At 66.1% G+C, this 24,114-nt stretch carries 21 protein-coding genes; 3 read left to right on the top strand and 18 right to left on the bottom strand.

Features of this window, described 5'->3' with window-relative positions:
- Positions 1 to 158: 158 nt before the first annotated feature.
- The 11 genes from O6P39_RS08230 to edd form a co-directional block, all read right to left on the bottom strand.
- Complete coding sequence (locus O6P39_RS08230; RefSeq protein WP_275610875.1) at positions 159 to 995, bottom strand: D-hexose-6-phosphate mutarotase; 837 nt, start codon at positions 993 to 995, stop codon at positions 159 to 161.
- A gap of 177 nt (positions 996 to 1,172) precedes the next feature.
- Positions 1,173 to 2,531 carry a carbohydrate porin gene (locus tag O6P39_RS08225; RefSeq protein WP_275610874.1) on the bottom strand — a complete coding sequence of 453 codons (1,359 nt, stop codon included), beginning with the start codon at positions 2,529 to 2,531 and terminating at the stop codon, positions 1,173 to 1,175.
- Positions 2,532 to 2,583: 52 nt separating this feature from the next.
- Positions 2,584 to 3,744, bottom strand: coding sequence for an ABC transporter ATP-binding protein (locus O6P39_RS08220; RefSeq protein WP_275610873.1), 1,161 nt, complete (start codon positions 3,742 to 3,744; stop codon positions 2,584 to 2,586).
- A 12-nt stretch (positions 3,745 to 3,756) separates the two neighbouring features.
- Positions 3,757 to 4,602, bottom strand: coding sequence for a carbohydrate ABC transporter permease (locus O6P39_RS08215; protein WP_275610872.1), 846 nt, complete (start codon positions 4,600 to 4,602; stop codon positions 3,757 to 3,759).
- Positions 4,595 to 5,521: a sugar ABC transporter permease gene (locus tag O6P39_RS08210; RefSeq protein ID WP_275610871.1), complete on the bottom strand. Its 927-nt coding sequence runs from the start codon at positions 5,519 to 5,521 to the stop codon at positions 4,595 to 4,597. The genes O6P39_RS08215 and O6P39_RS08210 overlap by 8 nt, the downstream gene beginning before the upstream one ends.
- A gap of 101 nt (positions 5,522 to 5,622) precedes the next feature.
- The gene (locus O6P39_RS08205) at positions 5,623 to 6,885 is read right to left on the bottom strand and encodes an ABC transporter substrate-binding protein (protein ID WP_275610870.1); all 1,263 of its coding nucleotides are present in this window, start codon (positions 6,883 to 6,885) and stop codon (positions 5,623 to 5,625) included.
- A 367-nt stretch (positions 6,886 to 7,252) separates the two neighbouring features.
- Complete coding sequence (locus tag O6P39_RS08200) at positions 7,253 to 7,618, bottom strand: DUF559 domain-containing protein (protein ID WP_275610869.1); 366 nt, start codon at positions 7,616 to 7,618, stop codon at positions 7,253 to 7,255.
- Between the two features lie 275 nt (positions 7,619 to 7,893).
- Entirely contained in the window at positions 7,894 to 9,315 is a 1,422-nt protein-coding gene (locus O6P39_RS08195) for an ATP-binding protein (protein WP_275611918.1), read from the bottom strand.
- Positions 9,316 to 9,334: 19 nt separating this feature from the next.
- Complete coding sequence (locus O6P39_RS08190; protein WP_275610868.1) at positions 9,335 to 10,069, bottom strand: response regulator; 735 nt, start codon at positions 10,067 to 10,069, stop codon at positions 9,335 to 9,337.
- 43 nt (positions 10,070 to 10,112) lie between these two features.
- Positions 10,113 to 11,111: a glucokinase gene (locus O6P39_RS08185; protein WP_275610867.1), complete on the bottom strand. Its 999-nt coding sequence runs from the start codon at positions 11,109 to 11,111 to the stop codon at positions 10,113 to 10,115.
- Between the two features lie 121 nt (positions 11,112 to 11,232).
- Positions 11,233 to 13,059, bottom strand: coding sequence for a phosphogluconate dehydratase (gene edd / locus O6P39_RS08180; RefSeq protein WP_275610866.1), 1,827 nt, complete (start codon positions 13,057 to 13,059; stop codon positions 11,233 to 11,235).
- Positions 13,060 to 13,187: 128 nt separating this feature from the next.
- On the opposite strand from edd, the gene gap reads away from it, so the two are divergent.
- Positions 13,188 to 14,192, top strand: a complete 1,005-nt coding sequence (gene gap / locus O6P39_RS08175) for a type I glyceraldehyde-3-phosphate dehydrogenase (protein WP_275610865.1) — start codon at positions 13,188 to 13,190, stop codon at positions 14,190 to 14,192.
- Between the two features lie 286 nt (positions 14,193 to 14,478).
- Positions 14,479 to 15,261, top strand: coding sequence for a hypothetical protein (locus O6P39_RS08170; protein ID WP_275610864.1), 783 nt, complete (start codon positions 14,479 to 14,481; stop codon positions 15,259 to 15,261).
- A gap of 68 nt (positions 15,262 to 15,329) precedes the next feature.
- Here the strand turns inward: O6P39_RS08170 and bglX are convergent, their stop codons facing one another.
- The 7 genes from bglX to O6P39_RS08135 all read right to left on the bottom strand — a co-directional run bounded on the left by bglX (position 15,330) and on the right by O6P39_RS08135 (position 23,349).
- On the bottom strand, positions 15,330 to 17,627 hold the full coding sequence (gene bglX, locus O6P39_RS08165; RefSeq protein WP_275611917.1) for a beta-glucosidase BglX: 2,298 nt from the start codon (positions 17,625 to 17,627) through the stop codon (positions 15,330 to 15,332).
- 205 nt (positions 17,628 to 17,832) lie between these two features.
- Positions 17,833 to 18,864, bottom strand: coding sequence for an SMC-Scp complex subunit ScpB (gene scpB, locus O6P39_RS08160; protein ID WP_275610863.1), 1,032 nt, complete (start codon positions 18,862 to 18,864; stop codon positions 17,833 to 17,835).
- 16 nt (positions 18,865 to 18,880) lie between these two features.
- Positions 18,881 to 19,393 (bottom strand): N-acetyltransferase, encoded by a 513-nt coding sequence (locus tag O6P39_RS08155; protein ID WP_275610862.1) that lies wholly within the window; start codon positions 19,391 to 19,393, stop codon positions 18,881 to 18,883.
- The gene (locus O6P39_RS08150) at positions 19,371 to 20,183 is read right to left on the bottom strand and encodes a ScpA family protein (protein WP_275611916.1); all 813 of its coding nucleotides are present in this window, start codon (positions 20,181 to 20,183) and stop codon (positions 19,371 to 19,373) included. Before O6P39_RS08150 ends, O6P39_RS08155 begins: the two co-directional genes overlap by 23 nt.
- Before the next feature lie 333 nt (positions 20,184 to 20,516).
- Positions 20,517 to 21,692: a tryptophan--tRNA ligase gene (locus tag O6P39_RS08145; RefSeq protein ID WP_275611915.1), complete on the bottom strand. Its 1,176-nt coding sequence runs from the start codon at positions 21,690 to 21,692 to the stop codon at positions 20,517 to 20,519.
- A 155-nt stretch (positions 21,693 to 21,847) separates the two neighbouring features.
- Positions 21,848 to 22,477: an L-threonylcarbamoyladenylate synthase gene (locus O6P39_RS08140; RefSeq protein ID WP_275610861.1), complete on the bottom strand. Its 630-nt coding sequence runs from the start codon at positions 22,475 to 22,477 to the stop codon at positions 21,848 to 21,850.
- Positions 22,474 to 23,349, bottom strand: a complete 876-nt coding sequence (locus O6P39_RS08135; protein ID WP_275610860.1) for a PHP domain-containing protein — start codon at positions 23,347 to 23,349, stop codon at positions 22,474 to 22,476. Before O6P39_RS08135 ends, O6P39_RS08140 begins: the two co-directional genes overlap by 4 nt.
- Positions 23,350 to 23,519: 170 nt before the next feature.
- Between O6P39_RS08135 and O6P39_RS08130 the strand changes: the two genes are divergently transcribed.
- Positions 23,520 to 24,113 carry a septation protein A gene (locus O6P39_RS08130; RefSeq protein WP_275610859.1) on the top strand — a complete coding sequence of 198 codons (594 nt, stop codon included), beginning with the start codon at positions 23,520 to 23,522 and terminating at the stop codon, positions 24,111 to 24,113.
- The last annotated feature ends 1 nt before the right edge of the window (position 24,114 follow it).

Genomic DNA, 24,114 nt, shown 5'->3' with positions numbered 1-24,114 from the left:
CGCTGCGAAGTGTCAGGTGCGTAGGGCGTATAACGTTCGACGTTATACGCCGTTTGACCTTGCTCGCCGGGCGCTTCGAATCCGACGCGGGTGCCGAAGACGGGCCGATGTGAATCGGCGTACAACCGCGAACGGTTGTACGCCCTACGCGCGGCTGATCAGACCAGCCCGGCCCGCAGGTTCAGCAACATCCGCTCGCCCTGCGCCAGGATCAGCCCACCGGCGCGATAGCCAGCAGCGCCAATGCACAGGAAGCGATCCGCCTCAGCCGCCGCCACCTGCTCCACCGTGCGGCTGCCGGGGTGCCAGATCACGCTGCCGGCGCCGACGTTCTTGTCGATGCGCAGGCGGCGTTGCCAACCGGCATCTTCCAGCACCAGGGAACCCGTGTTGTAGAGCACCTGCTTGACAGCACCGCGCGGGGCCCAGGTGTTGGGCAGGCCGGTGGCCTTGCCGTCCAGCTCCATGCCATGGACCACCGAGCGGCGCAGCGAGCCCACGCGCCAGTATGGCTGCAGGGCGAAGCTGAACAGGCAGTCGCTGTCATCCTCGTGATAGCTGGAAAGCTCGATATCCAGGTCCTGGCCCAGACGCGCCTCCAGGCGCACGTGCCAATCCTCGACGTCCAGTTGCCAGCTGACCACCACCTTGCTGTCGTCGGCCCAGGCATCGAGCATTCGCCACTCGCGCTGGCGCGCCCAACCGTGCTGGGGCCAGTCGGGCTCGACCGGATGGCTGCCGAACCAGGGCCAGCAGACCGGGATGCCACCACGGATCGGCGCGGTGCTCAGGCTCGGCCATTGGCTGGAACACCACAGCAGCGGGCGCGCGCCACGAGGCTGGAAGTGCAGCAATTGCGCGCCCTGGCGGCTGAACACCGCCTGGCACTGCGGATGGTCGATCAGCAGCAGGTCGCGACGCTGGAAGCGCACCCAGTCGAAGGGGCGCTTGGCCCGCATGGAATGAAAAAAGCGCTGCAGCGGATGCTCGAGCATTATCCGGATGTCCTGATCCAATCCCTGCCCGGACACTCCGGGGCGTAAAGAGGCTGTAGTTTCACTACATTCGATGAAAAGCGGCGATTCTACTCGCAAAGCCTAGTCACGCGTAGCGCCCGCGCCAATGAAAAAAGGCCCGTCGCACGGACGGGCCAGGTTCGCACCAGGAAGCAATCAGAAGCTGGACTGGATCTTCAGGCCCGCCACCACGGCGTTGTTCACCTCGTCAACGCCACCGGGATGCCTGATGTATTGCAGGTTCGGGCGCACGGTGAGCCAATTGGTCACATGCACGCCGTAGTACAGCTCGGCGTTGTACTCGGTTTCCTGGATGGGCTGGTACAGCGGGTTGTCGTAGTCGTCGATGCCGTTGACCTGGTTCACCAGGCGCTGGCGATCCTGTACATCGTCGTTGACATGGATGCGCGCCACGCCGAAGCCGATGTCGTCCTTGGGCCGCGCATCGAGCGGACCTTTGTAGACCACGCCAAGTTGCTGGTAGTTGTCTACCGTGTTGGTCGCCTCGTCATGCACCGTGAAGTTGGCGAACAGGCTGAGGCCGCGTGAGGCGTCGCCGTCATGCGCGGTGACCTGCTGCTGCGCCACCACCCACCAACCGTGCTTGCTGCTGTGGGACTTGAACGGCTCGCCGGTAAGCGGCTGCGGGTTGCCATTAACGTCCTCGAAGACGTCGTCGGCCTTGGCGGTGCTGTAGTAGTAGCCCAGGCGGTACTCGCCCGGCAGCTGCGCGGCGCCGACCTTGGGCATCCACACCAGCTCCACCGGCAGGATAGTGCCTTCGGTGCCGCTGCCGTTGAGCTTGAAGCCGTTGCCGGTTTCCAGGTTCGACGGGTTCTGGTTGTACGCGCCGATCTGGGCATACCACTGGTCGTTGAAGTTCCACTTCACGCGGGCGGCCCACTGGCTGACCGGCCAGTTGTACCAGATGCCGCCGACCCAGTTGCCCACCTGCGAGCCGCAGAAGGCCAGGTTCTGGAAGTCGCAGGGGAAGCTGTTGAAGTCCTCGCCCTCGCCGAAGCGGCCGACCTTCACGTCCAGCGCGCCGTCGAAGTACTGCTGCTTGATCCACATCTGCGTCAGGCGCCAGGTCTGGCCGCGGCCCCAGACTTCCTGCACGGAGCTGAACTGCCCGGCGCGCGGGTCGCTGATGCGGTCGTTGGAGAGGTTGCGGCCGCTACGCTCGGTGACGGTTAGCTGGAATTCAGTGGCATCCCAGCCAAGGATCTTCTGCAGGTCCAGGTGGGTGCCGAGGGCGAACTGGTCGGAGTAGCGCGCGGTGGTGTGCTGGTCGTAGCCGCCGCCCAGGTTGCTCGCGGCTTCGCCGACGTAGTCGAGCTTGAAGTCGTAGCCCTTCTCCAGCAGTTCGGTGCGCTTGCCGCCCCAGTCGCCCAGGCCCCACTTGGACTCAGATGAGAAGGCGTCGGCGGCATGGGCGACGTTGCCCACGCAGCCCAGTGCGAGCAGGCAGCCCAGGGTTCGTGCGGCAGGCCGGTTCTTGTTGTTCTTGTGCATCTCCAGCGTCCTCGTTGTCTTGGTTTCTAGCGTAGTTGCAGGCAGGGGTACTTCAGGAATGCTTCTGGCGGGCCAGCGGCGTCACCTTGTTCGCGCCGTCGCCGCGCGGCTCGGCGCGCAGGCGCTCGCCACTCTGGGCGTCGAACAGCAGCGCACGGACTGGATCGAAGCGCAGCTGCAGGGACGAGCCCGGCTGCGGCGCCTGGTCCGGCGCAAGACGGCAGCAGACCTTGGCGCCATTGAGCGTGACGAAGGCCAGGGTGTCCGGGCCGGTGGGCTCGACCACCTCTACCTCGGCGCGCAGGTCGCTGGGGCCGTTGGCGCCGTCGGTGGCCAGCTGCACCTGTTCCGGACGCACGCCGAGGATCAGCTCGCGGCCCTCGACCAGTCCGGCGTCCAGCTGCAGCGGCAGCTCGCAGCGGTCCTGGCCGCTGTCCAGCAGGCCGACCAGCCGGCCGCCCTGCTGCTGCACCTTGAGCGGGATGAAGTTCATCGGCGGCGAGCCGATGAAGCTGGCAACGAACAGGTTCGCCGGGTCGTTGTAGATCTGCTGCGGCGTGCCGAACTGCTGGACGATGCCGTCCTTCATCACCGCCACCTTGTCGCCCAGGGTCATGGCCTCGATCTGGTCGTGGGTCACGTACACCGTGGTGGTCTTCAGGCGCTGGTGCATCAGCTTGATCTCGGTGCGCATCTCCACGCGCAGCTTGGCGTCGAGGTTCGACAACGGCTCGTCGAACAGGTAGATCTTCGGCCGCCGCGCCAGCGCCCGGCCCATGGCCACACGCTGCTGCTGGCCGCCGGAGAGCTGCGAGGGCTTGCGTTCGAGCAGGTGCTCGATCTGCAACAGCTTGGAGACGCGGGCGACTTCGGCGTCGATATCGCCCCTGGGCAGCTTGCGGATCTTCAGGCCGAAGGCGATGTTCTCGCGCACGCTCATGGTCGGGTACAGCGCGTAGGACTGGAACACCATGGCGATATCACGATCCTTCGGGCTCATGCCGCTGATGTCCTGGCCGTCCACCAGAATGGCGCCGCCGGTGACGTTCTCAAGCCCCGCGATGCAGTTCATCAGGGTGGATTTGCCGCAGCCGGAGGGGCCGACCAGGATCAGAAACTCGCCCGAATCGATCGACAGGTTGATCGACTTCAGCGTGTCGGCCAGGCCGCTGCCGTAGGACTTGTGCAAGTTGCGAAGTTCGAGTGTGGACATCTGGGGGTTACCTCAACCTTTGACAGCGCCGGCGGTGAGCCCGCGCACGAAGTACTTGCCGGCAAGCACGTAGACCACCAGCGTGGGCAGCGCGGCGATCATCGCGGCCGCCATGTCGACGTTGTATTCCTTGACCCCGGTGCTGATGTTCACCAGGTTGTTCAGCGCCACGGTGATGGGCTGGGCATCGCCGCTGGCGAACACCACGCCGAACAGGAAGTCATTCCAGATCTGGGTGAACTGCCAGATCAGACAGACCATCACGATGGGCGTGGACATCGGCATCAGGATGCGCAGGAAGATGGTGAAGAACCCCGCGCCGTCCAGCCGCGCGGCCTTCACCAGCGCATCGGGGATCGCCACGAAGTAGTTGCGGAAGAACAGCGTGGTGAACGCCAGGCCATAGATGCAGTGCACCATCACCAGGCCCGCGGTGGTGTTGGCCAGGCCCAGCTTGCCCAGAGTGAAGGACATCGGCAGGAGGATCACCTGGAACGGCAGGAAGCAGCCGAACAGCAGCGCGCCGAAGAACAGCTGCGAGCCGCGGAAGCGCCACATCGACAGCACGTAGCCGTTCATGGCGCCGATGAAGGTGGAGATCAGCACGCCGGGTACGGTGATCTTCACCGAGTTCCAGAAGTAGTCGCCCACCGCGCCCCAGGCTTTCACCCAGCCGATCAGGGTGAACACATCCGGCAGCGCCAGCAGGTTGCTGTTTCGGATGTCTTCCGGGGTCTTGAAACTGGTCAGCAGCATCACCAGCAGCGGGATCACGTACAGCGCCACGGCGCCCCAGAGGGTCGCGTGCACCGCCAGGCGGCTCAGGCTGAACGACGGTTTCAGGGTCGAGTCATGCATGGCGCTTGCCCCGCAGTTCGGAGTACAGGTACGGCACGACGATGGCCAGCACGGCGCCGAGCATCAGCATCGCGCTGGCGGCGCCCAGGCCCATCTGGCCGCGGGTGAAGGTGTGGGCGTACATGAACATCGCCGGCAGGTCGGAGGAGTAGCCGGGGCCGCCAGCAGTCATCGCGGCGACCAGGTCAAAGCTCTTGATGGCGATGTGCGCGAGGATCATCAGGGCGCTGAAGAACACCGGACGCAGGCTCGGCAGCACAATGCGCAGGTAGATGGTCGGCAGGCTCGCGCCGTCCACCTGGGCGGCGCGCACGATGGCCGGATCGACCCCGCGCAGGCCGGCGAGGAACAGCGCCATGACGAAGCCCGAGGCCTGCCACACGGCGGCGATCACCAGGCAATAGACGACCCGATCGGGGTCCACCAGCCAATCGAAGCGAAAGCCCGTCCAACCCCAGTCGCGCAGCAGCTTGTCCAGCCCCAGGCCGGGGTTGAGCAACCACTTCCAGGCCGTGCCGGTGACGATCATCGACAGCGCCATGGGGTAGAGGTAAACGGTGCGAATGAAGCCTTCGCGGCGGATGCGCTGGTCCAGCAGCACGGCGAGGAAGACCCCGAGCACCAGGCAAACGCCGATGAACAGGCCGCCGAACAGCAGCAGGTTCTTGCTCGCCACCCACCAGCGGTCGTTGTCCCACAGGCGCAGGTACTGGGTCAGCCCGGCCCAGCTGTAGGCCGGCATGAAGCGCGAATTGGTGAAGGACAGCAGCAGCGTCCAACCGATGTAGCCGTACACGCAGACCAGCACCACGAGCATGCTCGGGGCCAGCACCAGCTTGGGCAGCCAGGCCTGCAGGCCGTCGAGCAGCGAAGCGCGCGGGCGGGCTGCAGGAGTGAAAGTCGGAGATTGGGTCGCCATCTGCTTTCTCGAGGATGAGTGAACCCACCCGGGCTGCGACGGCGGCCCGGAGTCGTTCTATTGGAAGAGAAACCGGCTCCGCTACGGAGCCGGCGAGCGCCTTACTGCGCGGCGGCCTGGATGGCGGCGCCCAGTTGCTGCGCGGCCTTCTGCGGATCGGCGGCGGGGTCGTTGAAGAAGTTGGTGACCACGTCGAAGATCGCGCCCTGCACGTAGCTGGAGGCGGCCATGCTGTGGGCCATGCTCGGCACCAGGTTGTTGCTCGCGGAGGCGGCCTTGAAGTCCTTCATCGATTGCTGGGCACAGGCGTCGAAGGGCGTCATGTCGACGTCCAGCCTTACCGGGATCGAGCCCTTGTTCAGGCTGAAGTCCTTCTGGAAGGACGGGTCGAGTACCGCGCGCGCCAGGTCTTCCTGGGCCTTGCGGTTTTCCTCGTTGCTCAGCTTGAACATCACCAGGGAGTCGATGTTGTAGTCGAATGCCTTCTGTGTTCCGGGGAACGGCAGGCACTGATAATCCTTGCCCGCCACCTTGCCGGCGGCGGTGAACTCGCTCTTGGCCCAGTCACCCATGATCTGCATGCCGGCCTTGCCGTTGATGACCATGCCGGTGGCAACGTTCCACTCGCGGCCGGCGGCGTCCGCATCGACATAGCCGTGCAGCTTCTTCAGCGCAGCGAAGACATCGGCCATCTGCGCGCCGGTGAGGGTTTCCTTGTCCAGTTCGACGAAGGCCTTGCGGTAGCCTTCCGGGCCCATCTTGCTCAGGACCAGGTTCTCGAACAGCGTGCCGTCCTGCCACGGCTGGCTGCCGTGGGCCAGCGGCGTGAAGCCGGCGGCCTTGAGCTTGTCGGCGGCGGCGAAGAGTTCGTCCAGGGTGGTCGGCGGCGTGGCGCCGGCCTTCCTGAAGACCTCCGGATTGATGTACAGCCAGTTCACCCGGTGCACGTTGACCGGCACGGCCACATAGTCGCCCTTGTACTTCATGATCTGCGCCACCTGCGGCGGCAGCAGTTGGTCCCACTTGCCTTCGGCGGCGACATCGTCGAGGTCGGCGAGCAGACCGAGCTCACCCCACTCCTGGATGTCCGGCCCCTTGATCTGCGCGGCGGCCGGCGGGTTGCCGGAAACGGCGCGGGTCTTGAGCACGGTCATGGCCGCTTCGCCACCACCGCCGGCGACGGCGAAGTCCTTCCAGGTATGCCCCTTGGCTTCGACGAGTTTCTTCAGGGTTTCGGCGGCGCGCTTCTCGCCAGGGGAAGTCCACCAGTGCAGCACTTCGACTTCACCGGCGTGGGCCAGCATCGGGGATAGACAGAAGGAGGAAAGACAGATGGCGGCCGACAGGCGACGGATCGCATTCATGGGGAGCACCTTGTTCTTGTTATTGGAGGCAAGTCTGCGCTTGCGATGGTCCGAGTCTATCCAAGGCATTCCGGTCTCCGGGTAACGAAGCGATCTTTGATTGTCACGAGGTGGTGACATTTGGGGTCCGTTGGTGGGTTTAGCGTTGGAGGGTGAAGAAGTGCTTTTGGCCGTCTTCTGGGCGTCTGCAGCTCGGCCCACCACCCTCTCCCCAGCCCTGGCTGCGCGCCCCGCTCCGAAGGGAGAGGGAGCTGTCCTCTGCGATGCCAAGTGGGCAGCTCTCCTGATGCCGTCGCAGCTTCAAACATCAACGAGGAGGCCGGCTCACGCCGACATTTCGCTTCACGCCGAGCGGCCCCCTCTCCCTTCAGGGAGAGGGTTGGGGAGAGGGCAAGGAATCCACATCGAGCACCAGGCGTATCGCCTCCAGCACCGAATCCATCTTCAACAACACATCATGATTCCAGAAGCGCAGTATCGTGAACCCCTTGCTCTTGAGCCATGCGTCTCGTTTCAAGTCTGCATTTGAATCCAGATGCTGCCCACCATCCAGCTCGATGATCAACATCCGTTCGTGACAAACGAAATCGATGATGTAAGCCCCGATGATCTTCTGCCGGCGGAACTTGAGGCCGAGGAAGCGGTGGGCGCGCAGATGGTGCCAGAGGGCTCGCTCGGCTTCGGTCTGGTCATGGCGCAGTTGTTTCGAGAATGGGGTGAGGTGGGAGATCATTGAGCTGGCTCCGGCAGGTGTATGCCTGGAGGCTAGTGCCTCGGCCCACCACCCTCTCCCCAGCCCTGGCTGCGCGCCCCGCTCCGAAGGGAGAGGGAGCTTTCCGAGCTACCTGTAGGCTCCTGCGTTTCAGGTGGCCATGGCTTCAGGCGAGCTCCAGATTGGAGCAGCACGCCGATCCAGTCCCCTCTCCCTTCGGAGCGGGGCGCGTAGCCAGGGTTAGGGAGAGGGCAAAACCTCCCCACACACTCCGAAGTAACCGGCAGAAGCCCCCCCTACTCCACCTCCAACCGCGGCAACCTCAACGTCACCCGCAACCCACCCTCCCGGCGATTCTGCAGGCTGACTTCGCCCCCGTGGGTATGCGCGATGTTGCGCGCGATGCCCAACCCGAGGCCGTAGCCCTGCCCCCGTTCAGACAACCGGAAGCGCGGCTCGAAGACTTTCTCCAGGCGCTGCTCCGGAACACCCGGCCCCTGGTCGTCGACATGCAGAACCACCGCATCAGGATCATCCTCGATGCTCAACTGAGCGCGGCCGCCGTATTTGAGGGCGTTATCCAGCAGGTTGCCGATGCAGCGCTTGAGCGCCAGCGGCTTGCCCGGATAGGGCTCGCTCGCGGCGCCGATCACTTCGACCCGGCCATCGGCGAGGTACGGCCCAGCCACGTACTGCAGCAACTGGTTGAGGTCCACCGGCTCGACGTTCTCGTGGATGTCGGTGTCCTTCACGCATTGCAGCGCGCCCTTCACCAGCAGCTCCAGCTCGTCTAGGTCGTGGCTGAACTTGTCCCGCGCCTGCTCGTCGTCCAGCAGCTCGACGCGCAGGCGCAGGCGGGTGATGGGCGTGCGCAGGTCGTGGGAGATGCCGCTGAACAACTGGGAACGCTCGTTGACGTAGCGGTCGATGCGCTCGCGCATGGTGTTGAAGGCGCGGGAGACCTCCACCAGTTCGCTCGCTCCGCTCTCCTCCAGCGGCTGGTCCTGGCCGCCCAGGGCGATGTCACGGGCGGCGCGGGCCAGGCGCTTGAGCGGGCGGCTCTGCCAGTGCACCAGCAGGCCGGTGAACAGCAAGAGCAGCAGGCTGGTGAAGACGATGGAGATGATCTGCTGCGGCGGCAGGCTTTCGGGCTCCAGCGTCACGTAGGGCGCGGGCATCAGGCTGGCGATGTACAACCATTCGCTCTCGCCGATGCGGATCTGCGTGACCAGCACCGGTGGGTTCACCGGCTCCAGCGTCAGCGCATAGTGCGCCCAGGAGCGCGGCAGCTCCTCCAGCTTCAGCTCGCCGTTGAATAGCCGCAGATCGTCCGGGCTGACGAATTCCACCTGCAATTCCACGTCCTTGCCCAGCTTCTGGTGCAGCACGTCCTGCACGATGTCGATCACCGCCTGCTTGTTGGTGGTATCCGGTAGCGGGCGCATCTCCAGCGGGCGTTCATTGAGCGAGACGAAGAAACGCGTGCCGCCCATGCTCCGCAGCTGGTCGAGCACCAGCGGGCGGTAGCCGATGGGCAGCGAGCGAAAGTAGCTGACGCTGGCGGCCATGGAGTAAGCCAGGCTGCGTGAGCTGGTGAGCAGGCCGTCGCGCTGGCTGCTGCGCAGGTGGGAAATCCAGAACAGGCTCGACAGCCCCTGGGCGATCAGCACCGCCAGCAGGGTGAGCAACAGCATGCGGCCGAGCAGCGAGCGCGGCACCAGGGACCAGCGGCGGCGCTCACTCATGGCCGGCAAGGTGCGGGCGAACCTGGGCGGCCAGCAGGTAGCCGCTGCCGCGCACGGTCTGGATCAGCCGCGCCGGTTTCCCGGTGTCGCGCAGGCGCTGGCGCAGACGCGAGACGGCCATGTCGACGATGCGCTCCAGCGGCATCACCTCGCGGCCACGGGTGGCGCTGGCGATGGTGTCGCGATCGAGTATCTGCCGGGGGTTGTCGAGGAACAGCTTGAGCAGGGCGAAGTCGGCGCCGCTGAGGAAGTGCTCCTCGCCATCTTCGTGGAACAGCCGGTGGCTGATGGTATCCAGCCGCCAGTCGTCGAAAGCAATGACCTCGCCGCCGCGCGCCTGGGTGTACTGCGCGCGGCGCAGCAGCGCCTTGATCCGTGCCAGCAGCTCGCGGGGGCTGAAGGGTTTGCCGAGGTAGTCGTCGGCACCCAGTTCCAGGCCCACCACGCGGTCGGCCTCGTCGGAGCTGGCGGTAAGCATGATCACCGGCATGCAGGCGTGGCGCTGGTGCGAGCGAATCCAGCGGCACAGGCTGAAGCCGTCCTCGTCGGGCAGCATCACGTCGAGGATCGCCAGGGCGGCATCCTCCTCGCACAGCGCGCGGCGGAAGCTCTCGCCATCGGCGACGCTGCGCACCTGGAAGCCGGCGCGGCTGAGGTAGGTTTCCAGCAGCTCGCGGATTTCCTGGTCGTCGTCCACCAACAGGATGGATCTGGCAGGCTGGTTCACTTCGGGCGTCCTTTCTTGTTGTTCTAAGGAATGAAGCGGTGACTCAACCTTCGTTGCGCAGGGCCTGTTCCAGGGCGACACCGGCGCCGAACAGACCGGGGTGCTCCGCCGTCATGACCCACACCGGCACCGGATCGAGGTACGGCCCGCTGGTCTTGCCGCGGGTGCGAAACGCCTCGGCGAAACCGCTGCGCTGGAAGCGCTCGAGGAAGCGCGGGACGATGCCGCCGGTGATGTACACGCCACCCAGCGCGCCGACCGTCAGTACGGCGTTGCCGGCGACCCGCGCCAGCCAGAGGAAGAAGTGCTCCAGCACTGCATCGGCGTAGGCATCGCCAGCCATGGCGCGCTCGCCGATCTCGGCGGCGGTGGCGCATTTCGGCTCCACGCCATCGAGCTGGCAGCTCATGCGGTAGAGGTTTTCCAGGCCGCTACCGGAGAGCACGCGCTCGGCCGAGACGTGGCCGTATTTTTCGCGCAGCAGCTGCCAGAGGGCGAAATCACGCTCGGAAGTTATCGGCAGGTCGACGTGGCCACCTTCGCAGGGCAGCACGTCCCAGCCGCCGCCCGGCAGCGGCATCAGGCTGCCGACCCCCAGGCCGGTGCCCGGGCCGATGATCAGCTTGGCGCGGCCTTCGAGCGCCTTGCCCGGGCGCACCTGCACCAGGTGTTCCTCCGACAACCGCGAAGCCGCCCAGGCCATGGTGCTGAAGTCGTTTACCAGCAGCAGGTGGCTCAGGCCCAACTCGGCGCGGAACGCATCGCGCTTGATCACCCAGTGGTTGTTGGTGAACTTGAAGTCGGCGGCGCCGACAGGACCTGCGCAGGCCAGGCAGACGTTCTCGATGGCGGACAGCGGCTGGCCGACGCGCTGCAGGTAGTCGCGCACCGCGTCTTCCGGGCGCGGGTAGTCGGCGCAGGCCAGGACCTGTATGGATTCGAGGACTTCACCACGCCACAGGGCGAAGCGGGCATTGGTTCCGCCAATGTCGCCAACCAGGGCGAAACCGTTGGAGGAGGACTGAGCATTGTTGGAGTTCATTGCGGGCTCGGGCCTGGAAGATGGGTGAAAGGATGCGGCGCGGGATCATGCCAGCATAGGACAGCGCCGAAAATGCCCCGTGCGACGAACAGGCAGTCCGTCACACGGGAGACCGGTAGGGTCAGCTCGGACCGTTCAGCTCGGCCGTAAAGCTGCAGGCGCCCTGCTCCGCCGGGCTGAAGGCGTTGCGCATGAAGGCGAACAGTTCGCGGCCCATGCCAAGGTTATCGATGGCCGGGGTTTCGACCAGGGGACGGGCTTCCCATTCCGCCGCAGCCACCAGCACACGCAGCTCGCCGGTGGTGCCGTCGACGCGCACCACGTCGCCGTCGCGCAGCTTGGCCAGCGGGCCGCCATTGAGCGCCTCCGGGGATACGTGGATCGCCGCCGGCACCTTACCGGAAGCACCGGACATACGCCCATCGGTGACTAGAGCCACCTTGAAGCCACGGTCCTGCAGCACGCCGAGGAACGGCGTGAGCTTGTGCAGCTCGGGCATGCCGTTGGCGCGCGGGCCCTGGAAGCGCACCACGGCGACCAGGTCGCGCTCCAGCTCGCCGGCCTTGAAGGCGGCCGCCAGGCTCGACTGGTCGTGGAAGATGCGCACCGGCGCCTCGACGATCTGGTGCTCCAGCGCCACGGCGGACACCTTCATCACGCCACGGCCGAGGTTGCCTTCCATCAGGCGCAGGCCGCCTTCCGGGGAGAACGGCCTGTCGATCGGACGCAGGATGTTCTCGTCCAGGCTGGCTGCCGGACCTTCGCGCCAGACCAGCTTGCCTTCTTCGAGAAAAGGCTCCTGCACGTAGCGGCGCAGGCCCTTGCCGACCACGGTCTGCACGTCTTCATGGAGCAGGCCGCCGTCCAGCAGCTGGCGGATCAGGAAGGACATGCCGCCTGCCGCCTGGAAGTGGTTGATGTCGGCCTGGCCGTTGGGATAGATGCGCGCCAGGGTCGGCACGACTTCGGAAAGGTCGGCCATGTCCTGCCAGGTCAGCTGGATGCCGGCGGCCTGGGCGATGGCCAGCAGGTGCAGGGTGTGGTTGGTCGAGCCGCCGGTGGCCAGCAGCGCCACCACGGAGTTGACCATGGCCTTCTCATCGACGATCTCAGCCATGGGCACGAACTGGCCATTTTCCGGCGTCAGGCGCGCGGCCTGGCGGGCGGCTTCGCGGGTCAGCTCGTCGCGCAGCGGGGTGTTCGGGTTGACGAAGGACGCGCCCGGCAGGTGCAGGCCCATCACTTCCACCAGCAGTTGGTTGGTGTTGGCGGTGCCATAGAAGGTGCAGGTACCCGGCGCGTGGTAGGAGGCCATCTCCGAGGCCAGCAGCTCCTCGCGGGTCGCCTTGCCCTCGGCGAACAGCTGGCGCACCGCGGCCTTCTCCTTGTTGGAGATGCCAGTCGGCATCGGGCCGGCCGGCACGAACACCACCGGCAGGTGGCCGAAGCGCAGCGAGCCGATCAGCAGGCCGGGGACGATCTTGTCGCACACGCCCAGGCACAGCGCAGCGTCGAACATATTGTGGGACAGGGCGATGGCGGTGCCCATGGCGATCACGTCGCGGCTGGCCAGGGACAGCTCCATGCCCGGCTCGCCCTGGGTCACGCCGTCGCACATGGCGGGCACGCCGCCGGCGAACTGGCCGACCGAGCCAATCTGCCGCAGGGCGTCCTTGATCAGCTCCGGGAAGCGCTCCAGCGGCTGGTGCGCGGAGAGCATGTCGTTGTAGGCGGAAACGATGGCCACGTTGGCCTGGTTCATCAGCCGCAACGCCTGCTTGTCCGACTCGCCGCAGGCCGCGACACCGTGGGCGAGGTTGCCGCAGGGCAGCGTGCCGCGGTGCGGACCCTTGGTGGCGGCTGCCTTGACCAGGTCGAGGTAGCGCTGGCGGGTTGCCGCGCTGCGGGCCTGGATGCGCTGGGTGACTTCGAGCACACGGGGGTGCATGGCAGCATTCTCCTACAGACTATCAGTTGTTGTTTTTACAACATAATCTTCGAATACAAAGCGTTTACTTTTCTTCGAAGCGGAAATTTAATGTTTTTTACCACAACAAAAGAAAAGAGACGACCTCCATGACTATACGCCTGGCTATCAACGGTTTCGGCCGCATCGGTCGGAACGTTCTCCGTGCACTCTACTCGGGCCCCTATCGCCAGCACCTGCAAGTGGTGGCGATCAATGACCTGGGCGATGCGGCGATCAACGCCCATCTGCTGCAGTACGACAGCGTGCACGGGCGCTTCCCCGGCCAGGTGGAACATGACGCGGAAAGCCTCAGCGTAGAGGGCGACCGCATCGCCGTCACGGCCATCCGCAACCCGGCGGAGCTGCCGTGGAAGGTGCTGGAGGTGGACATCGTGCTGGAATGCACCGGTCTCTTCACCAGCCGCGAGAAGGCCGCCGCGCACCTCGACGCCGGCGCGCGCCAGGTGCTGGTCTCCGCGCCGGGCCAGGGCGTCGACGCCACGGTGGTCTACGGCGTCAACGAACACATCCTGCGGCCGACGCACCGGATCGTCTCCAATGCCTCCTGCACCACCAACTGCCTGGCGCCTGTGGCTCAGGTGCTGCACCACGAACTGGGCATCGAGCATGGGCTGATGACCACCATCCATGCCTACACCAACGACCAGAACCTGTCCGACATCCATCACGACGATCCGTACCGGGCGCGCTCGGCCACCCAGTCAATGATCCCGACCCGCACCGGCGCCGCCGATGCAGTGGGCTTGGTGCTGCCGGAACTGGCCGGCAAGCTGACCGGGCTGGCGGTGCGGGTACCGGTGATCAATGTGTCGCTGGTGGACCTCACGGTACAGGTCGCCCGCGCTGCCCATGTCGAGGAGGTCAACGCGCTGTTCGAGCGCGCCAGCCAGGGTTCGCCGATCCTCGGCTTCAACCGCCAGCCGCTGGTTTCGGTGGACTTCAACCATGACTCGCGCTCCGCCATCTTCGACGCCAGCCACACGCGGGTGAGCGGCCGGTTGGTGAAGGTAATGGCCTGGTACGACAACGAGTGGGGATTCTCCAACCGCATGCTGGATACAGCGCGGGCGATGTATTTGGCGCAGGGATGAAGAAGGTTCGCGAGCAAGCTCGCTCCTACAGGTAGGGAGCGCAGGCTCTTCGTAGGAGCGAGCTTGCTCGCGAACAACCACTGCACCGCACTATCAATCAGCTTGCAGGATGGGCAGGAATCAGCGCGAAACCCATGCCGCCAGTGCTCGGGATCGATGGGGTTCGTTGCGCTCCACGCCATCCTGCATACGCGTGTCGGATTTCTCATCGCCGCCATCGAAGCCGCCAATCGCACCCAACCCCGCTCTTGCTAGAATCCGCCGTCACTTCTTGCTCGCCGCCTTCATGCTCGCCCTCAAGCTCACCCTGGTGCCATTGTTCCTCCTGCTGGTATCCCTCTCCGGACGCTGGTGGGGGCCTGCCGTCGCCGGCTGCCTAGCCACCCTGCCCGCCATCACCGGGCCGATCCTTTATCTAATCACCCTTGAGCACGGCCGCGATTTCGGCGCCCAGGCCGCGCTGCTGGCGCTGGCGGCGATCTTCGCCTCGGAGGCGTTCAACTTCACCTATGCCTGGATCTGCCGACGCCACCCGTGGCCGCTGGCGCTGGGCGGCGCGATGCTGGCCTGGCTGGTCGCCGCCTGGGGACTGACGCAACTGCCCACCCTGCCCGCCTGGGCCTTGGGTGCTGCGGCGCTGGGCACTCTGACCAGCCAGTTGTTCATGCCGCGAGTGGAACTGCCGCCCACCCTATCCCCCATCGGACGCTTCGAACTGGGCCTGCGCATGCTCGCAGGCGCCGCGCTGACGCTGGCCGTCACCGCCCTCGCCGGCTGGGCCGGGCCAAGCTGGAGCGGCCTGCTGGCAGTGTTCCCACTGCTCTCCATCGTGCTCTGCGTATCGTCGCAGCGCCTGAATGGCTCGGGCTTCGTCATCGCCCTGCTGCGCGGCATGGTCACCGGGCGGCCGGCCTTCGGCGCCTTCTGCCTGTGGCTGGCCTTGCGCCTGCCGGAGACCGGCACCGTGCAGAGCTTCGCCGAAGCGGCACTGCTGTCCGTGCTGGTGCAAGGCGCATTGCGCTGGTTGATCGGGCGCCGGGCCAGGAAGCTGGCGAACCCGGCGACCTGAAAAAGAAAAACGCCACGGCTCGATGAGCCGTGGCGTTTTCGTCTGGAACCAGCGCTTGTGGATAACGCTTAAAGCAGCGTGAAGCTCTGCTCCTTCACGTTATCCGAATCCAGGCCGACGTAGACCTTGAACTCGCCCGGCTCCGACGCGTAGCGCAGCTGGCTGTCGTAGAAGCGCAGGTCTTCCTCGCGGATCGGGAACTGCACCACTTTCGACTCGCCCGGCTGCAGCATGATCTTGCTGAAGCCCTTGAGCTCCTTCACCGGACGGCTGATGGAGGCGGCGACGTCGCGCAGGTAGAGCTGCACCACGGTCTCGCCGGCGACCTTGCCGGTGTTCTTCACCGTCACGCTGGCGGTCAGCTGGTCACCCTTCTTCAGCTTGCTGCCGGACATCTTCACCTCCGAGACGCTGAAGTCGGTGTAGCTCAGGCCGAAGCCGAAGGGGTACAGCGGGCCGTTCTGCGAGTCGAAGTAGCGCGAGGTGTACTTGTTCGGGTGCTCGTGGTCGAACGGGCGGCCGGTGTTCAGGTGGTTGTAGTAGATCGGCACCTGGCCCACCGAACGCGGGAAGGTCATGCTCAGCTTGCCCGCCGGGTTGTAGTCGCCGAACAGCACGTCGGCGATGGCGTTGCCGCCCTCGGTACCGCTGAACCAGGTTTCCAGGATGGCGTCGGCGTTCGCGCTTTCCCAGCGCAGGTCCAGCGGGCGGCCGTTCATCAGCACCAGCACCAGTGGCTTGCCGGTGGCCTTGAGGGCCTTGAGCAACTCGATCTGGCTTTGCGCGATGTGCAGGTTGGTCTTGCTCGACGCCTCGTGGGCCATGCCCTGGGCCTCGCCGACCACGGCGACCACCACATCGGCCTGCTTCGCCTTGGCCACGGCCTCGTCGATCATTTCCTTCGGGCTGCGGGAGTCGACACTGACGTCCTCGTTGTACTCGTTGAGGTACTTGATGATCTCCTGGTCGTCGGTGACGTTGGCGCCCTTGGCATAGAGCAGCGCAGCCTTGCCACGGGTCGCCGTGCCCATGCCTTCGAGCACGGTCACCGCCTGGAAGGCCTTGCCGGCGGCGGACCAGCTGCCCATCACGTCGCGCTTGCTGTCGGCCAGCGGGCCGACCAGGGCGATCACGCCGTCACGCTTGAGCGGCAGCACGCCGTTCTGGTTCTTCAGCAGAACCATGCCCTTGCGCGCGATCTCGCGGGCATCGGCACGATGCAGGCGCTCCTCGGCGTCGGTGTCCACCGGGTCCTTGCCCTGCAGGTAGCGGTACGGGTCCTTGAACAGCCCCATGTCCCACTTGGCGGCCAGCACGTCGCGGCAGGCGCGGTCGATCTCGGCCTGGCTGATCAGGCCCGCCTTGAGCAGCTCGGGCATGTGCTTGCCGTAGAGGTCGTCGTTCATGTTCATTTCTACGCCGGCGTTGATCGCCAGGCGGGTGGCGTCGCGCTCGTTGGCGGCGACGCCGTGCTTGATCAGCTCGCCCACCGCGCCGTGGTCGCTCAGGGTCAGGCCCTTGTAGCCCCACTGGCCGCGCAGCAGGTCCTGCAGCAGCCACTGGTTGGCGGTGGCGGGCACGCCGTTGATGCTGTTCAGCGAGACCATCACCGCGCCGGCGCCGGCATCGATGGCGGCGCGGTACGGCGGCAGGTAGTCCTGGAACATGCGCTGCGGGCTCATGTCCACGGTGTTGTAGTCACGGCCGCCTTCGCCGGCGCCGTACAGGGCAAAGTGCTTGACCCCGGCCATGATGGTTTCCGGCTGGTCCAGACCCTTGCCCTGGTAACCCTTGACCACCGCGGCGGCGACCTTGCTGGTCAGCCAGGCGTCTTCGCCGAAGCCCTCGGACACGCGGCCCCAGCGCGGATCGCGGGCGATGTCGACGGTGGGCGAATAGGTCAGGTTGAGGCCGTCGGCGCTGGCCTCGATGGCCGAGACGCGAGCGCTGCGCTCGATGGACGCCAGGTCCCAGCTCGCCGCCAGGCCCAGGCCGATGGGGAACACAGTGCGATGGCCATGGACCACGTCATAGGCGAAGAACAGCGGAATCTTCAGCCGGCTCTTCATGGCCGCGTCCTGCAGGTCGCGGATGCCCGGACGCACCACGGTGTTGAACACCGCGCCGGTGGTGCCGGCGGCGATCTCTTCCAGCAGCACCGGCTTGGGATGGTCGGGACCGACGCTGACCAGGCGCAGCTGGCCGATCTTCTCTTCCTGCGTCATGCGCTGCATCAGGCTGTCGATGAAGGCGTCCTTCGACTGGCCGGGCAGCGGTACGGCGGGCGCCACGGCAGGAGCCTGGGCTGCGGAAAGCGAAGCGCTGCTCAGGCCCAGCAGGAGGCCGAGCCAGGAGATACGGCTGATTGGTGTTGTTTTCATATGGGTACTCAGCAGCCTGCGCGAAGCGCCGGGCCACTGTGGATTGTTATCGAGGGTCGTCGAAGGGACGGGGATTCCGGCGGCTCCCCCGGGTGTTGCCGCCAGCGCCTTTCGAACGCGGCACATAAGGTCGTCGCGCCGAAGACGGAAGTCAATCACCGAACGGCTGGAAAGCGTCGGGGAAATGCCTTTAATGGTCGCGATTGCGGGCGTTGAACTCCATTTCTTCGCGCATGGCTTCGCGCAGGGCGCGCTCTTCGTCCCACTCTTCTTCAGCCGCGGCAGCCGGGGGCGTGACGGCAGGTTCAGGCTCAGGCGCGGCAGGCTCCACATCCGTGTCTTCCGGCGCCGGGTCTTCCGGTTGAACCTCGGGCAAGCCGAAGACACCGCTGAAATCGGCGTCCACGCCGCTGTCCTCGGCTTCCGCCGGCGGCAGGTCGATGAGGTCGTCGAAATCGGTCTTCAGGCCCTGCTCCATCTCGTCCAGCTCGGCGAGCAGGCTGCGGAAGCTGGTCTCCTCGGGCTTTTCCTCCGGCGGCGCGGGCTCCGGCTCCTCGCCGGCATCGCGCAACGCCTGGTCGGCCAGCGCCTGCAGGGACGGCGGAATGTAGTCTTCGTCGTACTCCTCGGGCCCCGGTAGGCTGACCGTCGGCGCCATGTCTTCGAGGATAGGCTGGGGCTCGGGCTCCATCAGCTTCAGCTCGGCCAACGGCGGCAGCTCTTCCAGGCTCTTCAGGTTGAAGTAGTCGAGGAAAGTCCGGGTGGTGGCGAGCATCGCCGGGCGGCCGGGCACTTCGCGGTAGCCGACGATGCGGATCCACTCGCGCTCCATCAGCGTCTTGACGATCTGGGTGTTCACCGCGACACCGCGGATCTCCTCGATCTCGCCACGGGTGATCGGCTGGCGATAGGCGATCAGCGCCAGGGTCTCCAGCAGGGCGCGGGAATAGCGCTGCGGGCGCTCCTCCCACAGGCGGCCGACCCAGGGGGCGAGCTTCTCGCGCACCTGCAGGCGATAGCCGGTGGCCACCTCCTTCAGTTCGAAGGCCCGGCCCGCGCAGGACAGCGACAGCACCGCCAGCGCATCGCGGAACTGCTGCGGCTCCGGCCGCTCGGCCTCCTCGAATAGCTCGCCGAGGCGCTCCAGCGACAGCGGCTTGCCGGCCGCCAGGAGGATGCCTTCGAGCAGGGTCGCCAGTTCTTTGGGGTCGGACAGGTTCATCGAGTCGCTCAGTGGGTCAGCCGAAACGGGTGAAGGCCGGGTGATAGGCCACTTCGCCACGCACCGCCTGGGCCTGCGGAGTCAGGCGCAGGCATTGGCAGTACGGGGCGGGGATACCGGGGAACACCAGGGTGTCATCGGCGACGAAGCCGAAGCGCGAATAGTAAGCCGGATCGCCCACCAGCACACAGCCGGCTATGCCTTCGGCGCGCAGGCGCCGCAGGCAGGCTTCGGCGAGCGCGGCGCCGATGCCGGCCTTCTGCCGCGCCGGCAGCACCGCCAGCGGGCCCAGGCCCAGCCAGCCGATGTCTGCGCCATCGATGGTCACCGGCGAGGCGGCCAGGTAGCCGACCACTTCGCCGGCCTCCTCGGCCACCAGCGCCAGGCTGAGCGCGCCTTCCTCGCGCAGGGCCTGCACCAGCAGGTGCTCGGTCTGCCGACTGTGCGGATGGTCGGCGAACGCCGCGCGCAACAGGGCGTCGATGGCGGCATGGTCGCCAGGTTGTTCAGAGCGAATCTTCAAGGTCATCGAAAGTCGGCTCCGGAGGCACTGCCTCCTCGGGTTCGAAGGCCCCCTCGCCTTCCTCCTGTACGGTTTCCGCGGACGGGGCGCCTTCCGTGGTCTCGGTGCGGGCGCGCACGTGGATCGGCGCGAAGGCGGCGTTCTGCACCAGCTCCACCAGTTGTTCCTTCACCAGTTCGAGCACGGCCATGAAGGTCACCACCACGCCGAGCTTGCCCTCCTCGACGCGGAACAGGCTGATGAAGGGCACGAAGCCCTCGCCCTTCAGGCGCTCCAAAATCTCGCTCATGCGCTCGCGGGTGGAGAGCATCTCACGAGTGACCTGGTGGCTCTCGAACAGATCGGCGCGGCGCAGCACCTCGGCCATGCACAGCATCAGCTCCTGCATGTCGACGTCGGGCAGCAGCTTGCGCGCCCGTGCGTCCGGCGCAGCAACGGCGGGCAGGATGATGTCGCGGCCCAGGCGCGGCAGAGTGTCGAGGTCCTCGGCGGCCTTCTTGAAGCGCTCGTATTCCTGCAGGCGGCGGATCAGCTCGGCGCGCGGGTCTTCCTCTTCCTCCTCGGCCTCTGCCGAGCGCGGCAGCAGCATGCGCGACTTGATCTCGGCGAGCATGGCGGCCATCACCAGGTACTCGGCGGCCAGCTCCAGGCGCACCGACTTCATCAACTCGACGTAGCCCATGTACTGGCGGGTGATTTCCGCCACCGGGATGTCGAGGATGTTGATGTTCTGCTTGCGGATCAGGTAGAGCAGCAGGTCGAGCGGGCCTTCGAAGGCTTCGAGGAAGACTTCCAGGGCGTCCGGCGGGATGTACAGGTCCTGCGGCAGCTCGGTCAGCGCCTCGCCGTAGACCAGCGCCAGCTGCACCGGGGCCCGGTATTCGGTGGCGCTGGAAGGATCGTCCGGCTCGGTCAGGTCACTCATCGGCCACTCGTCAGGCTCTGGGGGATACAGGCGGCATTATCCCTGCTTTTACCCCTCATGGGTGGGGAAATGGCTCAAGGGATGGGCGGTGTCAAATCACGTCGCGCGGCGGTGGGCATTCCTGTAGGAGCGAGCTTGCTCGCGAACCAGGCTCCGCAGCGGGAGCTTGTTCGCGAGCAGGCTCGCTCCTACGAAAAGCGTTTATCAGCGGTAGGACAGCCCCATGGCATGCCGAACCTCCACCAGCGTTTCACGGGCGGTCTCGCGGGCGTGCTCGGCGCCCTCGGCGAGGATGCTGCGCACCAGTTCCGGGTTGTCCTCGTAGTCCAGCGCGCGTTCCTGGATCGGCGCCAGCTCCTGCTGGATCGCCTCGATCAGCGGCCGCTTGCAGTCCAGGCAGCCGATGCCGGCGCTGCGGCAGCCCTCCTGCACCCACTGCCGGCAACCGTCGTCGGAGTAGATCAGGTGCCACTGCCACACCGGGCAAAGGTCCGGATTGCCGGGATCGTTACGGTGCACCCGCGCAGGGTCGGTGGGCATCCGCGCGATCTTTTCCTCCACCTCCGCCGGGCTGTCGCGCAGGGCGATAGTGTTGCCGTGGGACTTGGACATCTTGTGGCCATCCAGCCCCGGCATCTTCGGCGCCTGGCTGACCAGAGTCTGGGGTTCGGGCAACAGCAGCCGGCTGCTGCCTTCGAGGTAGCCCAACAGCCGTTCGCGGTCGCCCAGGGTCAGGCTCTGCTGCTCCTTGAGCAGGGCCTGCGCGGTTTCCAGCGCCTCGGCGTCGCCCTGCTCCTGCCAGGTACGGCGCAGGCTGGAGTAGAGCTTGCCGGTCTTCTTGCCCAGGCGGCCGATGGCGGTCTGCACCCGTTCCTCGAAATCCTCCTCGCCGCCATACAGATGATTGAAGCGGCGGGCGATCTCGCGGCTGAACTCGACGTGGGCGAACTGATCGGAACCCACCGGCACCCAGCCGGCGCGGTAGATCAGGATGTCCGCCGCCTGCAGCAGCGGATAGCCGAGGAAGCCGTAGGTGGAGAGGTCCTTGTGGCTGAGCTTTTCCTGCAATTCCTTGTAGGTCGGCACCCGTTCCAGCCAGGACAGCGGGCAGATCATCGACAGCAGCAGGTGCAACTCGGCGTGCTCGGGCACCTGGGACTGGATGAACATCGTCGCCGCGCTGGGGCTGACGCCCACCGCCAGCCAGTCGATGGCCATGTCGCGCACGTGTTGGCGGATACCTTCGGTTTCGTCGTACTCGGTGGTCAGGGCATGCCAGTCGACGATGGAGAAGAAACACTCATATTCGTGCTGCAGTTTCACCCAGTTCTGCAGCACGCCGTGGTAATGCCCCAGGTGCAGGCGCCCGGTGGGGCGCATGCCGGACAACACGCGGCGCTGGGATTCGACGCTGGCCAAGGATCAACCTCGCGGAGTCAGGAACGAAGTGCGCAGTATAGGTGCCGAGCCAGTTCCCGGACTGCTGCGCGTCGGGTCTGCTGCGTCAGGACAGGCTCAAGTTCAGGAACCGATGCTCAGGCGCTGACCATGAAGGGTTCCGGATCGCCGCAGCCGACGCGCACCACCACCGGGTCCTCGTCGGTCAGCGCGATCACCGTGGACGCCTCGCCGCCGCCGTAGCCGCCATCGATGATCAGGTCAACCTGATGCTCCAGCAGGTCGCGCATCTCGTACGGGTCGTTGAGCGGCTCGGTCTGCCCCGGCAGGATCAGGCTGACGCTCATCAGCGGCTCGCCCAGCTCCTCCAGCAGCGCCAGGGCGATGGGGCAGCTCGGCACGCGCAGGCCGATGGTGCGGCGCTTGGGGTGCAGCAACATGCGCGGCACTTCGCGGGTGGCGTTGAGGATGAAGGTATAGGGGCCGGGGGTGTGCGCCTTGAGCAGACGGAACAGGCCGGTATCGACCTTGGCATAGAGCCCCAGTTCGGAGAGGTCACGGCAGACCAGGGTGAAGTTGTGCTTATCGTCCAGCCGGCGAATGTGGCGGATGCGCTCCACCGCCGACTTTTCACCGATCCGGCAGCCCAGCGCGTAGGAGGAGTCGGTGGGATAGGCGATCACGCCACCCTGCCGGACGATCTCCACCGCCTGCTTGATCAGGCGCGACTGGGGGTTTTCCGGGTGGACCTGAAAGAACTGGCTCATTGAGTCTCCTTGTTCCCTGGGGCGGTGTCCGCATGGGCGAAACGCGGCCACAGCGGCGGCAGATCATCCGGCACCGCGCGGTACAGGCCCAGTTCGGACCAGTCGCTGGGGCCGTGGAAATCGCTGCCAGCGGTGACCATCAGGCCGAACTCGCGGGCGAGGATGCTGAGCACGCCGACCTGCTCCGCCGGCTGCGGGCCGTTGACCACCTCGATGGCATGGCCACCGGCGGCGATGAAGTCGGCGACCAGCTTGCGCCGCTTGGTGCGCGTGAAATCGTATTGGTAGGGATGCGCCAGGCTGATCCAGGCGCCGGCCGCGCGCAGGGTGCCGACCGCATCGGCAAGGGCCGGCCAGTGCTGCTTGACGTCGCCCAGCTTGCCGGCGCCCAGCCACTTGCGGAAGGCTTCGGCGCGGTCCTTGACGTAGCCCTGGCGCAGCAGGAACTCGGCGAAGTGCGGGCGCGCCGGGGCATTCTCGCTGTCGCCCAGCTCGCGTTGTACAGCCTGCGCGCCCTCGAAGGCGCCGGGCATGCCCTTGGCCTCCAGGCGCCGGCCGATCTCCTCGGCACGGGTCCAGCGGGCGCGGTGCAGGTCGTCCAGCGCCTTGACCAGCGATTCGGCGCGCGGATCGAAGCCATAGCCCAGCACGTGGATGGTCGCTCCCCCCCAGGTGCAGGACAGCTCGACCCCGTCGACCAGTTCCATGCCCAACCGACGCGCGGCATCGCGGGCCTCCGGCAGGCCGTCGAGGGTGTCGTGGTCGGTCAGCGCCAGCACGCGCACGCCGCGCCCGTGGGCGCGCTCGACCAGGGCCGTCGGGCTGAGGAGTCCGTCGGACGCGGTGCTGTGGCAGTGCAGGTCAACTCGCATGCAGGGCTTCCGTAGGCTGGGGACGGCTTATTTCTGTATAGACGCTTATGTGCGCCCGCTCTCACGGTAACGGGTTGAAACCATGACCGGGCGCAGCGTTGGGCGGATGAGGCTTTCAGTTCACCGGCAGGTTGGTATTATGCCGGCTCTACCAGGCTCTGGCTGCCGTAATGAAGCAATTCATCGATTTCATCCCCCTCATCCTGTTCTTCATCGTCTACAAGCTCGACCCGCGCAACGTCGAACTCGCTGGCCAGAGCTTCTCGGTCGGCGGCATCTACAGCGCCACCGCCGTGCTGATCGCCACCTCCGTGGTGGTCTACGGCGCCCTGCTGATCAAGCAGCGCAAGCTGGACAAGGGACAGTGGGTGACCCTCGCCGCCTGTCTGCTGTTCGGCGGCATGACCCTGGCCTTCCACAGCGAAACCTTCCTCAAGTGGAAGGCACCGGTGGTGAACTGGCTGTTCGCCCTGGCCTTCGCCGGCAGCCACTTCGTCGGCAACCAGCCGCTGATCCAGCGGATCATGGGCCACGCGGTGCACCTCACCGATTCCCTCTGGGCGAAACTGAACATCGCCTGGGTGCTGTTCTTCCTGATCTGCGGCTGTGTCCAGCTGTTCGTCGCCTTCACCTTCCAGAGCATCTGGGTGGACTTCAAGGTGTTCGGCAGCCTGGGCATGACCCTGCTGTTCCTGATCGGCCAGGGCGTGTTCCTGGCCCGCCACATGCACGATGAACCTACCGGCGAAAAACCCAAGGACTGAC

Source organism: Pseudomonas sp. PSE14 (assembly GCF_029203285.1).
Taxonomy (GTDB): domain Bacteria; phylum Pseudomonadota; class Gammaproteobacteria; order Pseudomonadales; family Pseudomonadaceae; genus Pseudomonas.
The sequence above is the reverse complement of the archived record's forward strand: the minus strand, read 5'-3'. Positions and strand labels throughout refer to the sequence as shown.